General features: G+C 38.6%; 12 protein-coding genes. 3 read left to right on the forward strand and 9 right to left on the reverse strand.

What is annotated here, in order from left to right:
- Positions 1-61: 61 nt before the first annotated feature.
- Positions 62-3,121: a D-2-hydroxyglutarate dehydrogenase YdiJ gene (ydiJ, locus tag PMAL9190_RS11230; protein ID WP_087845265.1), complete on the forward strand. Its 3,060-nt coding sequence runs from the start codon at positions 62-64 to the stop codon at positions 3,119-3,121.
- A 96-nt stretch (positions 3,122-3,217) separates the two neighbouring features.
- Here ydiJ and aqpZ read toward each other — a convergent pair whose 3' ends face one another.
- Together aqpZ and PMAL9190_RS11240 are read right to left on the reverse strand one after the other, a co-directional pair.
- The gene (aqpZ, locus tag PMAL9190_RS11235) at positions 3,218-3,922 is read right to left on the reverse strand and encodes an aquaporin Z (RefSeq protein ID WP_200813411.1); all 705 of its coding nucleotides are present in this window, start codon (positions 3,920-3,922) and stop codon (positions 3,218-3,220) included.
- A gap of 481 nt (positions 3,923-4,403) precedes the next feature.
- Positions 4,404-5,288: a LysR family transcriptional regulator gene (locus PMAL9190_RS11240; protein ID WP_087845266.1), complete on the reverse strand. Its 885-nt coding sequence runs from the start codon at positions 5,286-5,288 to the stop codon at positions 4,404-4,406.
- A gap of 169 nt (positions 5,289-5,457) precedes the next feature.
- Between PMAL9190_RS11240 and PMAL9190_RS11245 the strand changes: the two genes are divergently transcribed.
- Positions 5,458-6,144: a cation efflux transmembrane domain-containing protein gene (locus PMAL9190_RS11245; protein ID WP_087845267.1), complete on the forward strand. Its 687-nt coding sequence runs from the start codon at positions 5,458-5,460 to the stop codon at positions 6,142-6,144.
- A 70-nt stretch (positions 6,145-6,214) separates the two neighbouring features.
- Here the strand turns inward: PMAL9190_RS11245 and PMAL9190_RS11250 are convergent, their stop codons facing one another.
- The 7 genes from PMAL9190_RS11250 to PMAL9190_RS11280 all read right to left on the reverse strand — a co-directional run bounded on the left by PMAL9190_RS11250 (position 6,215) and on the right by PMAL9190_RS11280 (position 14,840).
- Positions 6,215-6,694, reverse strand: coding sequence for a LabA-like NYN domain-containing protein (locus PMAL9190_RS11250; RefSeq protein ID WP_087845268.1), 480 nt, complete (start codon positions 6,692-6,694; stop codon positions 6,215-6,217).
- A gap of 101 nt (positions 6,695-6,795) precedes the next feature.
- A complete protein-coding gene (locus PMAL9190_RS11255; protein WP_087845269.1) occupies positions 6,796-8,919 on the reverse strand; it encodes a type I secretion system permease/ATPase in 2,124 nt (707 codons plus the stop codon).
- On the reverse strand, positions 8,916-10,850 hold the full coding sequence (locus PMAL9190_RS11260; protein WP_087845270.1) for a bifunctional diguanylate cyclase/phosphodiesterase: 1,935 nt from the start codon (positions 10,848-10,850) through the stop codon (positions 8,916-8,918). The genes PMAL9190_RS11255 and PMAL9190_RS11260 overlap by 4 nt, the downstream gene beginning before the upstream one ends.
- Before the next feature lie 13 nt (positions 10,851-10,863).
- Positions 10,864-11,514 carry a transglutaminase-like cysteine peptidase gene (locus PMAL9190_RS11265; protein WP_370738768.1) on the reverse strand — a complete coding sequence of 217 codons (651 nt, stop codon included), beginning with the start codon at positions 11,512-11,514 and terminating at the stop codon, positions 10,864-10,866.
- Positions 11,515-11,529: 15 nt separating this feature from the next.
- Complete coding sequence (locus tag PMAL9190_RS11270; protein ID WP_087845271.1) at positions 11,530-12,120, reverse strand: OmpA family protein; 591 nt, start codon at positions 12,118-12,120, stop codon at positions 11,530-11,532.
- Positions 12,121-12,131: 11 nt separating this feature from the next.
- Entirely contained in the window at positions 12,132-13,442 is a 1,311-nt protein-coding gene (locus PMAL9190_RS11275; RefSeq protein WP_087845272.1) for a TolC family outer membrane protein, read from the reverse strand.
- Between the two features lie 3 nt (positions 13,443-13,445).
- Complete coding sequence (locus PMAL9190_RS11280) at positions 13,446-14,840, reverse strand: HlyD family type I secretion periplasmic adaptor subunit (RefSeq protein WP_087845273.1); 1,395 nt, start codon at positions 14,838-14,840, stop codon at positions 13,446-13,448.
- A gap of 430 nt (positions 14,841-15,270) precedes the next feature.
- On the opposite strand from PMAL9190_RS11280, the gene PMAL9190_RS20235 reads away from it, so the two are divergent.
- The coding region (locus tag PMAL9190_RS20235) for a retention module-containing protein (RefSeq protein WP_159458391.1) at positions 15,271-17,629 on the forward strand (2,359 nt) is incomplete at its 3' end.

Here is a 17,629-nt window from a genome sequence, read left to right on the forward strand (position 1 = left end):
AGTTGTCGTAGGACGCGGCAGCGCATGATTGCGTAACGACTGGAGAGGGAGAGTTGAAATAATGTTACCTGCATTAACCTATCAAAGCAGTATTGATAATGCTGTACTGTCGTATTTAACTGCATTATCAAATGCAGGCTTTCAAGGTGATATTGAAAAGAGCTATGCAAGCCGTTTGGCAATGGCTACGGACAATAGCATCTATCAACAATTGCCCCAAGCTGTGATATTACCGCGTGATATTAATGATTTAATATTAGTCGGGGAGTTAGGTGATCGTGAAGAATTTCAACATGTTACATTTACCCCTCGTGGTGGTGGTACAGGAACTAATGGTCAATCACTGACTTCAGGTATTGTGGTTGATCTCTCACGCTACTTTAATAAAATATTAGAAATAAATGTAGATGAAGGCTGGGTTCGCGTGCAAAGTGGCGTGATCAAAGATCAGCTAAATGATGCTTTACGTGAGCATGGATATTTTTTCTCACCCGACCTTTCAACCAGTAATCGTGCCACAATTGGCGGTATGATAAATACTGATGCATCCGGCCAAGGGTCGCTTAAATATGGCAAGACCTCTGATCATGTTTTAGCTCTGACTGCGGTATTAGTTGATGGTTCAATACTCAATACTGAGCCATTGAGTTTGGAACAATTAGAGGCCTTAAGTCAGGATACGTTAGTTAATAAAGCCTTACAAACAACCGCTCAAATTTGTCGAGATAAACGCCAACAAATATTAGATAAATTTCCGCAGCTTAACCGCTTTCTAACCGGTTATGATTTAAAAAATGTGTATGATGATCAACTCCAATCTTTCGATATTGCACGGCTATTATGTGGCGCAGAAGGGTCATTAGCATTTATTGCAGAAGCAAAGTTGAATATCACTCCAATTCCAAAATCACGTACCCTTGTTAATATTAAATACGATAGTTTTGATTCAGCACTACGTAATGCACCAATGATGGTAGCAGCAGATGCGCTATCTGTTGAAACAATAGATTCTAAGGTTTTAAATTTAGCTAAAGAAGATATTGTCTGGAATACAGTTGAAGAGCTATTAATCGATGTACCGGAAAAAACCATGTTAGGTATTAATATGGTTGAATTTGCTAGTAATGATATTGTAGGTAATCAACAACAAGTTGCGGCACTGTGTCAGCGACTTGATCAATTGATAGCGGATCAGCAAGCTGGAGTTATTGGTTATCAGGTTTGTGATGATCTTGCTGGGATTCAAAAAATTTATACCATGCGCAAAAAAGCTGTCGGTTTATTAGGGGCTGCAAAAGGTGCTCAAAAACCGATAGCATTTGCAGAAGACACTTGTGTTCCACCTGAAAATCTGGCTGATTTTATTGCTGAGTTTAGGCAATTATTAGATGATAAATCTCTTAATTATGGCATGTTTGGGCATGTTGATGCTGGTGTATTACATGTGCGACCTGCACTAGATATGTGTGATCCTCAGCAAGAACTGTTAATGAAACAAATATCGGATCAAGTCGTTACATTAGTTGCTAAATATGGCGGTTTAATGTGGGGGGAACATGGAAAGGGATTTAGGTCTGAGTATGGCCCTGAGTTTTTTGGTGAAGAATTATTTACTGAGTTACGCCGTATTAAAGCAGCGTTTGACCCCCATAATCGCATGAATCCAGGTAAAATTTGTACACCACTTGGCAATGACAGTGAATTAGTCAAAGTTGATAGTGTGAAACGTGGTTTTTATGATCGTCAAATAGCCATTTCGACTCGCGATAGTTTCAAACAAGCCATGGAATGTAATGGCAATGGCTTATGTTTTAATTACGACACCAGTTCACCAATGTGTCCATCGATGAAGATTTCTGCCGATCGTCGTCATTCACCGAAAGGTCGTGCTGGATTGGTGCGTGAATGGTTAAGGCAATTAGCCGAGCAAGGTATTAATGCCGATGAACTGGAACAACAACTATTAACCACATCACCAACAGTAAAGCAGATTATTGAGCGGTTGAAGAATACTTATGGTTCAGCTCGTGAACATTATGATTTTTCACATGAAGTGATGGAAGCAATGAATGGTTGTCTGGCGTGTAAAGCGTGTGCCAGCCAATGTCCGATAAAAGTCGATGTACCCAGTTTCCGGTCGCGATTTATGAATATCTATTACAGCCGTTATCAGCGACCTGCGAAAGATTATTTAGTCGCGTATGTTGAAAATGTTTTACCGTTAATGGCAAAAGCACCTGTAGTTGTTAATAGCCTTATTCGTCCACAATGGTCTAAAAAGCTGACAGAAAAAGCCATTGGCTATGTAGATATGCCATCATTATCAGTCCCAACATTAGCTGAAAGCCTTGATGGTCATCACGCTTTATGTTTTGACATGCAATGGCTGCAAGCATTATCAGATCATGAACGTCAAAATTATGTATTGATAGTTCAAGATCCATTTACCAGTTTTTATGACGCTCAAGTTGTACGTGACTTTATTCATTTAGTTGAAAGGTTAGGTAAAAAACCAATATTGTTACCATTTAAACCCAACGGTAAAGCCCAACATGTAAAGGGGTTCCTAAAGGCTTTTGCAAAAACGGCATCCTCAACTGCTGACTTTTTAAATCAATTAGCGGTATTGAATATTCCAATGGTCGGGGTCGATCCTGCGTTGGTACTGTGTTATCGCGATGAGTATCAAGAAGTATTGCAACAACAGCGCGGGAAATTTACAGTGCTAACTGTACATGAATGGCTGTTACCACTTCTAAAAGACATACCCCAAAAAACACCAGTGAACGATACGCCATGGTATTTATTTGCCCATTGCACTGAAAAAACCAAAATGCCAAATGCTGAAAAGCAGTGGGGGACTATATTTAGTCATTTAGGCGGTGTAATGGAAGCGGTAGCTGTTGGGTGTTGTGGTATGGCGGGTACCTTTGGTCATGAGGCAGATAAACTTGACGCATCTAAAAAGGTCTATGATTTAAGTTGGAAAGCAAATATTGAACAGTATGATCCTGCGCGTTGTATGGCGACTGGATATTCATGCCGCAGCCAAGTTAAACGTCTAGCGCATATTCAATTTAAACATCCGTTACAGGCTTTATTAACATTGATGAATAAATAACAGACTCTACAATTGCTTTGTATTAAAAATACGGTAACGATAAAAAGCGAGCTTAGTCATAAGCTCGCTTCTTTATTTGTAGTATTGATATCGTTATTAGCTTACTGAACGATATTCATTGTCTGGACATAACCAACGGTAAACAACACCGGCAAGTACAGCACCAATAAGCGGTGCTACCCAGAACATCCACAATTGTGATGTCGCCCAATCGCCAACAAATAATGCAGGACCAGTACTACGTGCAGGGTTAACTGATGTATTGGTTACTGGAATACTGATTAAGTGAATTAACGTTAGTGCTAGACCAATTGCAAGCCCCGCCATTTGTGGCGAAGAAAGCTTATGTGTCGCACCTAAAATTACGAATAAGAACATGAATGTCATTACAACTTCAGTAACAAATGAAGACAGTAGTGAATAATGACCAGGAGAATGTGCACCGTAACCATTAGATGCAAAGCCATTTGCTAAATCAAAGCCGGCATGGCCACTTGCTATAATATAAAGCACACCCGCACCCGCAATACCGCCAAGTACTTGTGATGCAATGTAAGGAATAACGTCTCCAGTAGGGAAGCGACCACCTGCCCATAAACCAACAGTAACTGCTGGGTTTAAATGACAACCTGAAATATGGCCAATAGCATATGCCATAGTAACAACGGTTAAACCAAATGCCAGTGCGACACCTAAAAATCCAATACCTAAGTCTGGGTATGCAGCTGCCAATACAGCACTACCACAGCCACCTAAAACTAACCAACCGGTACCGATAAACTCAGCAACTAATTTTCTCATCATAAAGATTATTTCCTTTTAAATTGCGATTCAGGTTGCGCTTAAAGTTTTAATAACGAATTAATAGCACTTTCTAATTTTCCCTTTATAAGGGCTAAATACTTGTACCAAATTCAGCTCTAATTAAATTATTACGTTGATGAATCTGTCACTATTACAACTATTATTAATAGAATTAATGCTTAGCACCCCTAATTTATGGCGCACATACTGAATTAAAAACGCTGTACAAGCTAGCCATTAGTTAAAGTTTTAACCATAAATTATAATTATAAAGAATAATTTATTATCATAGATTGTAAGTGTTATCTGAATATTTACTTATAGATTGGAATAAGTTTAGCAATAAATATCTGTTTGTCAGATCTATTTACTATTAAATTATATTTTATCATTAAAAAGTGATTACTTTATAAATTCACATTAGTGTTAAATTTATGCAATATTTAATGCACTAATTACAGCACGTATCATATTGATATTAATCACTTTCAGCAAATAAATAGGTTTCTAATTGTTCAGAAAGCCATTTTACAACAGTGCCACGGCGTGCTTCATTTTCAACAACTTCACCATACGACTGCCAATTCATAGCTCGATTATATTTAATGACTTTAAGTGTCCCTTCTCGTAAATGTTGTTTAATTAAAATAGCAGGTAGTGATGACCAGCCAGTTTGATCAAGTACAGCATCTCGTAGGTGTTCATAAAAAGATAACGCGATATATTTTCCCGCTTTTGGGGTCACAATACGTAAGCTTTCCTCATCAAAATAAGCGACCGCAATCTCAGTGTAGCGCTCTAGATCGGCATCATTAACTTTTCGTAGCTGACTCAGAGGATGATCTTTATGAGCAACAGACATCATACGTATCTGACCTAAGTCTGTCTGTTGTAATCGCGAAAAATGGTGTGTGTCAGGTAATAGGCCATAAGCTACATCGACTAAGTTCTGTGCCACCATTTCTTCTAGTTCTTGGGTTGGTGCACTATAAATAGAAACACTTGTTTGCGGGAACTGAGTTCGAATTTGGCGTAATAATTGTCGCCATAATGCTTCTGGTAATGAATCATCGCGTGCAATGCGAATGCTGGCTTCAACACCTATATTATATTGCTCACAGCGAGTATCAATATCTCTTGCAATGAGAATGATACGTTCAAAATCATTCACTGTTGCTTCACCAATAACTGTTGGCGTAATACGGTTACCACTGCGGTTTAAAAGCTCAACCCCTAGGTGATCTTCTAATGCACTTAATGATGCACTGACTGTGGTACGACTTTTACCATGGCGACGAGCAGCTTCAGCAATTGAGCCTGTTTTTATAGTCGATAGAAACATTTCAATTTGAGCAATTTTCATAGATGAGACCAATAGAGTAAATGTGAGAGTAAAATAACGCGTAACAACACTTTGAGCGACGGAAAATTTGACGCTCAGTGATTATAGTATTAATAGAAGAGGTTGTATCATCTCATTAGATTCATAATTAAACAAAAAAACGACGAAAAATTTGTCGATTGAGGCCTATATGTCTAGTTCAATGCAACAAGAGCGCGGTTTACTCCTGTTGTCTACCGTGTCATCGTTTACTTTTGCTATTTTGGGGATTGTACTTGGATCACTAGTGGGTTCTTTGGTGATTATTTTTGATGGTGCATATTCTTTAGTGAGTTTGGCATTAACGATGTTATCTTTAGGTGCCGCGCATTATCTTCATAAACCTGAAATAAATAAAGATAGTTCGCAAGTAGCAATGATAGCACCAGCTGTTATTGCCATTAAAGGCTCTGTGATTGCTTTAATGTGTATATGGTCATTTTATTCCGCTGTTGAAGCCATTTTAGCGGGTGGGCGTGATATTAATGCGGGTGTTGCTTTAGCCTTTGGTATGATTAGTGTTGTTGGTTGTTATGGCACTTATCGTTATATCAAAGCCAAAAGTAAAAATATCTCATCAGCATTAGCAGACGCCGAAGCTAAGCAGTGGGTAATGGATACTGTTATCAGTGCCTCTGTATTAATGGGCTTTGTTGTTGCAAAAATTTTGATGATGACCCAATATGCGCATTTGGCTGTTTATGCAGATCCGACAATGGTGATTTTAGCATCTATCTACTTCATTATTGTTCCTGTAAAAATGGTACGCCAAGCTACAAGTGAATTGATGAATATTTATAGTCATGGCGGTCTTGTTCACGCTCAGAATATAAAATAAACATCGAGTTATATATAAAAAGGCCAACAATATATTGTTGGCCTTTTTAGCTATACTACCGTTCAAGAAACTAACGTCCAAGTAGTAAAGTAGTTTCAATCTCACGATAACATTTTGCAGTATTCACAAGTGAGGTTGCGGTGAGTCCTGGAACGCCATAGACTTCAACAATGGCATCATATTTGGTTTGTACTTTATCGACCAATAAATCAAAATCACCGTCACCAGATAATAAGATAATCCGATCAACATCTGCAGCATGTTCTAATACATCAATCGTAATACCAACATCCCAGTCACCCTTTGCAGAGCCGTCACTACGTTGAATAAAGGGCTTTAATTTAACTTCAAAGCCAATACCGCGTAGGATATTTTGAAATTGTCGCTGTTTTTCATCGCCTTTATGAATAGCATAAGCATAAGCCGCAATAATTTGACGCCCTTGCGATACTTCTGCCCAAAAAGCATTGTAATCGAAATTACAATGGTACTTTTCTTTGACGGTATAATAGATGTTTTGGACATCGACAAAAATAGCAACTTTTTCCACGAGAATCCTAAATAATTAACTTGCCAGTTTATTATGGTGGACAAACTGGCGCTATATTACAACTATTATTAATTAAATAATAATGAGTGCTATCACAACCATTATTTATTTGTTGGTTGTTGACTAATATTACCGTTACGCAATGTTTGTAATACCTGAGCTTTAGGCCCATCAGCAACAATATGACCATGTTCCATAACGATCAACCGATCAACTACATCAAGCATTCCGGTTTTATGGGTGATTAAAATCAGTGTTTCTTCGTTAGTCATTTTATGAAGCTGCTGCTTTATGTACATTTCAGAGCGGTTATCCATGCTACTGGTTGGCTCATCCATAACCACAACTGGCGGTTGAGTGAGAAATGCGCGTGCAATTGCGATTGCTTGGCGCTGACCGCCTGAGAGTGCTTGCCCACCTTCTCCGATTTGTTTTTCTAAACCAGCCGCATCATGTTGAGTAAATGCTGTCACACCTGCACGTTCAGCCGCTTTTAAAATTTCTTTGTCGGTGGCTAAAGGGCGTCCAAGGATAATATTATCGCGAATAGAACCAAAAAAGAGGGTGATATCTTGTGGTACACAGCCGATATTACGACGAATATCAATATGGTGCAGTTGATTAATATCAGTATCATCAAGACGAACAGAGCCTTGCTGTGGCTGATATAGGCCCATTAAAATACGCTCAATACTGGTCTTTCCTGAACCAATACGGCCGATGATAGCGACTTTTTCACCAGGATTAATGGTGAAACTAACATTCTTTAGTGCTGCTTGGGTTGCATTGGGGTAAGAAAAGGTGACATTATCAAATTCAATTTTACCTCGAATAATGGGGCGATGAATATAACGTTTACCGTCTTCTTGCTCAAGTGGCATTGCCATTAATTGTTCAATAATGGTCATTGCTGATTTAGCTTGGTTGTAACGTGTTGATAGCAAAGCAAGTTGTACCATTGGTCCAACAGCACGTCCACTTAGCATCGTTGAAGCAATTAATCCCCCCATGGTTAAATCACCATTAGCGATTAAATAAACTCCGACAACGATCATCGCAACAGAGACAAATTGTTGCAAAAATCCGGCAGTGTTTTGAACTGAATCTGTTAGACGACGCGATTTTAACCCCCAATTTGAAATATGGGTAACAGCTTCTTCCCACCTATATTGAAATTGACTCTGAGCACCAAACATTTTTATAGTTTCTAACCCAGATAGACTTTCAATTAAGTTAGCGTGCTTTTGAGATGCAAGCCGAGAGCCTTCTTCAATGGTGCGACGTAGTGGTCGTTGAATAAAGTAGCTATAAATAACTAAGATTAATACCGCAATCATTGGCACTAAAGCCAGAGGACCGGCCATGACATAGATGATAAATAAAAACAGTAATGCAAACGGTAAATCAATTAATGATGACACCGTAGCTGATGTGAAAAATTCTCGAATCGATTCAAATTCTTGTAAATGACGAGCAAAGGCTCCCACAGAAGCTGGCTTAGCTTCCATTCGAATCCCCATTACTTTGCTATATATTTTCGCTGAAATAAGGAGGTCTGATTTTTTACCTGCTAAATCAATAAAGTAACTACGTAATAATTTTAAAACAAAATCAAAAATAAAAATGATAGTAATGCCGACAGCCAATACCCACAATGAGTCAAATGCAAGATTAGGAACAATCTTATCGTAGACTAAACGGGTAAATAGTGGCGCAGCAATAGCAAACATGTTAATTAAAATAGAAGCAATAAAGACATCACGATAAATACTGCGTGATTCCCATAACGTGCTCCAGAACCAATGACCATCGCGGTTTTTTAATATTTCAGGAGAGCGTTCATCATAGCGAAACCGTTTTTTGAACAGAAATAAATGACCGGTGTATTGCGCATTTAATTCATCGATATTGATCCATTGTTCAGAGCTATCAGTTTGCGGTAGTACAACTTCTGCTTGACCTTTCTCTTTATCAAGACTGAGTACCACACAGGCGTCACCACCTTTTAGGAGCGCAATTACAGGAAATAATAATGGTGATAATTTCGTTAATGTTATCTGTGTTTTTTTTGCCTGAAGCCCCGCTTTTTCTGCTGCTCGAGGCAATAAATAAGGCGTCAGTAATCCATCAGTAAGTGGTAGATCTGCAATTAATGCATCGGGTGAATTTGCTTGGCCATAAAAGCGACTAATATAAGTCAATGATTGTAGTAATGGATCTTTCATTTCTGCTCTCCATTAACTAACTCTTCCGTAACATAACCTTGGAAACCTTGAACGTTTAGTAACGTTAGTTTTTGTTTTTGCTCAACAGTTTCTACGCGGGAAGCAATCGTCATTACAGCAAGGTTATTAGCACTACGGGTAATTGATTCTAAAACATCCATTTTTACTTGATCATCTAATTGTGAGGTGTAAGCAAAATCAAGCTTCACGTAGTGAGGCCGTAATTGATTGAGATACCCAGTTGAACTGAAATTATGGCCATAATTATCGATGCCAAATTGAAATCCATTTTGACGAATGATTTCACATAGTAAACGAGTGTTATCTATATTTTTAATAAAACAAATTTCAGGCAATTCAAATAAAATATGTTGCTTCATTTGTGGGCTTGATTGCAGTTTATTGTTTAGCCAACGAATAAAGCCCGTGTCATTAATACTACTTTGAGTAATATTGATTGCGACAGGAACTGATTTAGTTTGTTTAGTGAACTTATTAAAAATAGTGTCAATGATATAGCGATCAAATTTTGCGCCATCGTTGAGTTTTTCTAAAGCAGACAAAAATTGGCCAGCATTAAATTTTTGTTGGCCTTTTTTGATGTATGCAAACATTTCTTTATGAATAATTGCATTGTTAGCATCAATGGCTTTTTGAAAAGTGAAATGGATTAAATTATTTGCAATTGCTTCATCGACTAATGCATTCCATTGCTGTTTTCCGATCGCTGCTATTGTCTTATCAGCACTGATCTCTAATAAAGCAAGTGGTTCTTTTGTTTGTTGGCGCGCTTTATTTAGGGCGTTGTCAGCATGTGCAAGTAGCGCTGTTATTGTTAATGTTTTAGAACACATAACAATGCCGACAGCGGCTTGAAGTGGGGCAATACCGAGTGGGTCAAGATTCAATTCTGATGTCATCGATAGCATGGCACGAGCTGTTTCGGTAAGATCTTCTTTCGAAATGTTTGGTGCAATAAGCATAAATTCAGATTGATTTAAACGCGCAATAGTAATGTCATCGGCAGAAAGTTCTTTCAAACGATCAGCTAATTTTAATACTAAAGGATCACCTAATTCATAACCTGCTTTTTGGTAGCTATCCTCAATCGCATCAGACTTCAATAGAATGATGCCACCTGTCGGTTTATTGGCTAACCATGAGTGTAGTTTGGTCATTAAGTAGCTACGATTAGCTAATCCTGATACGGGATCTTGATAAGCACGAACGCGTAATGTATCCGCTTCTTGAGCTTGTTGTTCAAAGTGTTGTTGTAGCTGAATATTCATTGAGTTAAAAGCAGTGACAACATCAACTAACTCGCGAGTATGTGGGGTTGGTAACGGTGCAGTAAAGTGGTTATTAGCTATTTCTTGAGCACTTTTTTGAATTTGTTTTAAAGGTTTTAATACTTTATTAAGTACAAGTGATAACACAATTGCACCTAAAAATAGACAAACAATAAAACCAAGAATAAGTTGAACCGTCGCTTTCCATAATTGGACATATGCAGATGCAGAGCTACTTGTTACTGTCAGTTCAGCAAGCTGCAGCCAGCCATCGGTTAATGTTCTGGTTTGGGTAATAGCATCAATATGGACAAAAGATTGAAACCAATTAGGTACATTTTTTATTATTTGTGGGTATTGACGAATGATTTCTTTGTTTGAGTCTAATAAGGTTAATTTTACTTTACTGTAATACCCTGAATCAAAGGTCGCATTGATGACAGATTCGGCAGCAATAAAATCATTGGCTTTTAGATACGGAGATAATGCAAACCCAACTGAGCTGACAACATTATTGAGCTCTGTTGATTGTTGTTCAATTAAGTAGCTTTTAGTGGTATTAAATTGAATCGCAAATACAGTACTGGTCAGTAAGAATAATACCACTAGCATCCACAGTAAAAGTTGTCGGTAAAGAGTCATTGTAATTTACTCATCAAAAAATGTTTCGTGGTTGGTTAAGTTTTATATATTGCGAACGATGACGTAGATCATTCCAAAGGCTTAAGCGAGAAGCGTTACCTGCCACTTGACCTTGACCTTTCTGCTTTACGAGCCATAATTTACTACCATTGAAGCTGTAGATTGGTAATAAATCGTTACGTTCAGTTGCTGGTGATATCGTCCCTTTAAGATTATCTAAAATCACAGGAACAGCTGATGGCGTTGGGTAATAGGCGACTACCATGTGGAACTGATTAAGCTCAAGTGCTTTTACGTACACTAATCTGAGCTTATTATCATCAATGCCAAGTTCAAGTAGAGCTTGATATTTAGCTATACTAAAATCCTCACAATCCCCAGCACCAACACCAACAAATTCATAAGGTGTTGCCCAATAATCCTCTTGTCCCCATAGCTTTTGATCGCTAATAAAAACAAACTGGTTAAAGAAATCATTAACAGCGGTGAGTTTTTGTTGAGTCGTCAAATGTTGTGAATTTTTGATGAGTGCGCGCCATGCGATTGCTCGTATACCTGCGCGCTCACCATAAAATTGTGTTATTTTATCGATATGCAGCTTACTTGCAGCATATGCATTTAGTGTAATTAAACAACACAGTAGCCAAAAAATTATTTTCTTCAACGGGTAATTATCTGATTAGTTTTTACGAACAGTATATACAGTCCATTCTTTCACAACATTACCTTGATAACCAATAACTTGCGCAACAACTCGACGGCTTAACGTATTGGTTTGTTCGATATCATTGGCTTTAACAGGATCGTTGTCACCAAAGCCCACGGTTTTTATTCTAGAGGCTGCAACACCATCATTGATTAATGCTTGGCGAATGGCGATTGCACGGCGTTGCGATAAGGCAATATTATAATTGGCATTACCAACCGGACTGGCATAACCTTTAAGTTCAATATGTGTTTTAGGATATTTCGCTAAGAATGCACTCATTTGTTTGATATTTTGGATGTAACTTTCTGCTATTGCTGAGGAGTCATTAGCAAATAGAACATGAATGCTATTTTCTTCTGAGCTATCAACATAAGTAGGGCAACCATTATTATCAACAACGGCATCAAGCGGTGTTTTAGGGCAATAATCTCGCTGATTAATAACGCCGTCACTGTCGTTATCAAACAGATTTTTGGTTTGTTTAGCAATCGGCGGTTGAGGTACTGAAAGAGAGCAGCCAAAGAGTGTTAGAGCCAATAAACCCGTAATGATATATTTCATATTATGTTCCTTTATTTAACCGACTGTGCCCAAGATTGAGGTATTTCAACCCGCATTTCACTGAGGATAAGCCCTGTGGCATTTAGCACGCGGTATTTAGCTAAAATGCCATCATATTCAGCGGTTAAATAGGCTTTACGTGCTTCAAATAACTCATTTTCAGTATTTAACACATCCAATAAAGAGCGTTGACCAATTTTGAATTGTTTCTCATAAGCAATAACAGTACGAGCTGAAGCATCAACATGTTCTTGTAAGAATAATTTTTGTTTTTTCGATAACGTTAGTGCACTCCAAGAAAGGCGAGTCCCTTCTTCTAACATGCGATGAGCGCGATCACGAATATCTTTAGATTTATTGATTTGATAAGCTGCTCGACGAGATTTTGCGACATCACTGCCACCGTTAAACAGGTTATAGCGCATTTTTAGCATTGCTTTAAGCTCATCAGTATCACCGGGTGAGCCGTTTAAATCTTCTCCCCACTCTTGAGAGGCTTCAATACTAAAAGAAGGGTAGAAGGTGCCTTTAGCCTGTTTGTATTGATATTCAGCAGCATTGATATCATTGGATGCGATATAAACCACCGGATTATTTTTTTTAGCTTTAGTTAGTGCATCATCTAACGAAGTAGCGAGATAATTAGTATCTACTTCTGGTTTTACAAGATCGGTTGGGTAAGTACCAACAATACGTACAAATGCGGTGATCTTATCCTGAAGGTTACTTTCTGCTGCTAATAAATTGGTATTAGAACTGGCTAAACGGCCATCAACTTGTGCTAAATCTGCTGTAGACCCAATTCCAGCATCAGCACGTTTTTTAATATCAACGTACATTTTTTGATGTACTTTAAGGTTAGATTGAGACAGGGTTAGTACATCCTGCGCGTGAAGAACATCAAGATAGGCTTCAGTTGCTTTTAATGCTTTATCTTGTGCATCAGATAATAACTGGTAGCGTTGTGCTTCAGTTTCAGATTTATTACGTTGAATGTCGTTATAGGTAATAGAACCATCCCAAATTAATTGCCGAATATTAATTTTGGCAGTTTGAGGGCGGTACTGGCCTGAAGGACTTTTGGCTTTATAGTCATCGTGTCCGATACCTGCTTCTAGATCGACTGAAGGTAAATAGTCGCCTTGAGCCGCATTGATCAATTGATGCTTACTTTGAAATTCATTATAAGCACTTTTGATCTCTGGGTTAGTTGATAACGTTTCTGCAATCGCTTGCTCTAGAGATTGCGCCATTACAGGCGTTGCCAAACATTGAAGGCCAATCAATAACGTGATTTTTTTTAACACATGTTTTTTGGTCATTATTTATTCTCTTAACGCCGTTTGACGCGCTCTGAGGACAGGTTTCAACAGGTAATCCAATACAGAACGTTTGCCTGTAATAATATCTGCTGATGCTGTCATTCCTGGAATGATAGGTAATGCTTCGCCATTTGGTCCTTTAAGACTACTTGCATCGGTACGAATCTTTACTTGATAGAAACTATTGCCTTCTTTATCTTGGATCGTATCAGCACTGATTGTTTCTAATGAACCTTTTAGCCCCCCATAATTAGTAAAATCATAGGCGCTAAATTTTATAATTGTTGGTAATCCAGGTCGCAAAAAACCGATATCTTGAGGGGCAATTTTTGCCTCAATCAATAGCGTGTCTTCTGTAGGGACAATCTCCACTAATGGCATACCGGGTTGTATAACACCGCCAACGGTATTGACATAAATAGTTTGGACTGTGCCATTAACTGGAGATACTACCGTCGTACGTTTTACTCGATCTTTTAGGCCCACTTGTGTTTCTGTCATACTGGATAATTTATCGCTGGTTTCATTCAGTTTAGCTTGAATTTCTGAACGGAATTGCAAAGCTATATCAATATATTTAAACCCTGCTTCTTGAATAGCGGCTTGAGTCACTGGAATCTGAAGTTTAGCGGAGTTTAAGTCCCGTTTAGTGTCATTAAGTGCCCGTTGTAACTTAAGTAACTCAATGCGAGGTACGACACCTTCTTCTGCTAACGGCTTGGTTATATTGTATTCTTTTAATGCAATGCTATAGCTATTACGAATATTTGTTACTCGTGATTGAGTTTCTGTTAACTCTCTTTCTTTTTGTGATGCTTGTTGAGAAGCGACAGAAAGCTGATTTTCTAAATTGTTTAATTTACCCGTAAATTGGTTGAGTTGCCGATGAACCAATTGTGGATGTTGTTGTTGAAATTCAGCCGTAAATGTTGGTGGTTGGCTTTTGACATTAACACTTTTACGCCATTCATTATTGTTTGAATTTCTATTTACAGTCACGCTAGCAAGTAATGCATTAAGGCGTAATGAATCAGCTTGGATTGATGCAAGGCTTTGTTTTTTCTCTTTAAAGTCAGATTTAAACTGAGTGTCATCAATAAGTAACAGTGTCTGTCCCTTTTTTACTTGCTGGCCTTCTTTCACTAAAACCTGCTTTACAATCCCGCCTTCAAGGTTTTGTACTACTTGCAACTGAGATGATGGAATCACTTTTCCTGAACCGGTAGTGACTTTATCGAGTTTTGCAAAATAAGCCCAAATAAATGCGATAAAGAAAAATAGCACCATTACCCATAAAATGATTCTGGCACTTTTGGGAGTGTTAAGCAGTAATGCTGCTGACTTATCATCAATAAAATCGAGATCATCGGTTGATATCGAGGTGGTCTTTTTGCTCATATAAAAACCTATGTATCGAGAAATAACGGCCTACAAAAATGTTAGTATTATTGTTAAAAAAACAACGTTTTGATTGCGGTAATTGGCTCGTTTCCTTGCTGTGTAATCTATTATTATTGTTAATGTAATTGACGATAAGGGATATTATTTTTCTTATTGGTCATTAGTTTAATAAATGATTCTAATGCAACATATCACCAGTTGTTATATGTTACATTGTTGTTTGTTTATAATTAAGACTAATGATAAGCTCTTGAAGTATTGACGTAAAGTGGTTTTTAACCTTAACGTATACAATAAGTCTATGATTGATTGAGCGATCTGAACAATTAGCAATAATTTATGGATTATAATCTATACAGTCGTGACGATGTTAACTTATCCAGTTTAGCTATTATGCTATTGAAGAATTTAAAGGTTGGGCGATTTCATGGTTAATAATGATAATAATAAAGTTGAAGATTTTAAGCTTGTTGATGGTGAAAGTTTTATTCTTCAGCCAAATCAAATGCCTATGCCTTTAGTCGATACCCATACGTTGCAGAGTAACGAAGTCATCGTTACTAATCGTGATGCTAAATTTATTTTTATAAAAGATGGCATAGAGCAAGTGGTTAATTTCCCTTGTCCTAGTTGTTCAATATTAACCCCCGCAGGGATTGAAACGATTGAGCTAGATAACAGTATTTCCTTTAATGGTGATGCTAAATCCGATACATCTTTTTCTGCTGATGACATTGAGTCTCTTCAAAATGCAATCTTAGCTGGACAAGATCCAACAACATTATTTGAAGCGCCTGCTGCTGGTAATGTTACTGCTGCTGGTAATGTGGGTTTAAATGGTTCCTCGGCAACGGCAAGCTTTATTACTATCAATTATGATAATGATGCCGTGTTAGCAGAAGCAGGTTTTGATACTGCTTATAACCCTCAGCGTGCAGCTCAAGTAATTGATCCCAAAGTGATTGTTGCGGCAGATGGTGGCGAGTTAGGTTCAATGATTGTTGTTGAAGGTGATCTAACACCTCAACATGGCGAACAGGGTTACCCTGTTGAAACATCAGCATCAATTTTTGTTGACGCAGCAACATTACCATTAGAAAGTAATTCTTTTGTTTTTGATCCTCTTTCTATTAATGCATTACTTTCTGAATTAAATAGCGACATATCTTCTGGTGGCAAAGCGGTTAGCTTTGTTTACGATACTGGGACAAATACAATTATTGGTACTCTCGACGGTACGACAGTTATGTCTATTACCCTTGAAGCATCATCAATAAATGGTCGTGATGTCACTGTTAATGTGACTACTACAATTAATCAGCCCATTGATCATATTGCAGAAACTAATGGCGGTTTAGTTTCTCATGATGGTGATAACATCATGATTAATGTTGCTATTCAGGGGGCAGATTCAAACGGTAATTCACTTGATAAACCAATTAATGTCGATATTACTATTAAAGATGGTGCTAACCCAGAATTTGGCACTGACAGTGGCACCACCATTAATGAAACCACCCAAAATGGTGAGGTTATTAGCGGCGAAGTGCCGTTGGATGTGGGCTCAGATGCGATCCATCAGCTTGATTTCAATGCTGACCAACCGGATTTAGCCAACCTAACCAGTAATGGCACCGCGACCACATTTACAGTTAACGGTAACGTATTAACCGTGCTTGATAGCGATAACAAGCCAGTGATGGTCGTAACGATTGCGAAAGATGGCGCATACACGGTTGAAGTGACAGGCCCTATTGATCAAAACGATGCAGACATTGCCAACATTAACCTTGGTGTGACGGCGACGGATAATGATGGCGATACTGCTAACGGTCAGGTAGTGATCACTATTAATGATGGTGCTGATGCAGGTGGTAATGAGCACGGTGATATTACCATTACTGAAGGTGATTTAACCCCTCAAGCTGGTGAGCAAGGTTACCCTGTATCGGGCAACACCACGATTGTGATTGAGGCGGGCGCTGATCGTCTAGACCCAACTAAGGTGACCATCGATCCGACTCAATTAACCCAATTAATTAACGAATTAGAGTCAGAGTTAACTACGGGTGATAATCAAGCGATCAGCTTTAGCTATGACAGCACCACCGGGAAATTAGTCGGTGTGACCGCTGACGGCGAGCAAGTGGTGACGGTATCATTGGATGCCGTCCAAGCGGCGAACGGCCACGATATCGACGTCACAGTGACGATTAATCAAGACAAACCGTTAAACCACACCGACAGTGGTGTCGATGGTTTGGTTGATAGTGTTAACGATAAAATCACCATTGATGTGCCGATTCAGGTGCAAGATACCGATGGTGATTGGCTACAAAAGCCTGCCAATGTTGATATCACCATTGTTGATGGTGCCAACCCAGAATTTGGCACTGACAGTGGCACCACCATTAATGAAACCACCCAAAATGGTGAGGTTATTAGCGGCGAAGTGCCGTTGGATGTGGGCTCAGATGCGATCCATCAGCTTGATTTCAATGCTGACCAACCGGATTTAGCCAACCTAACCAGTAATGGCACCGCGACCACATTTACAGTTAACGGTAACGTATTAACCGTGCTTGATAGCGATAACAAGCCAGTGATGGTCGTAACGATTGCGAAAGATGGCGCATACACGGTTGAAGTGACAGGCCCCATTGATCAAAACGATGCAGACATTGCCAACATTAACCTTGGTGTGACGGCGACGGATAATGATGGTGACAGCACGCAAGGACAAGTTGTTATTACTGTCACTGATGGTGCTGATGCGGGCGGTAATG

The organism is Photobacterium malacitanum (genome assembly GCF_900185615.1).
GTDB lineage: Bacteria > Pseudomonadota > Gammaproteobacteria > Enterobacterales > Vibrionaceae > Photobacterium > Photobacterium malacitanum.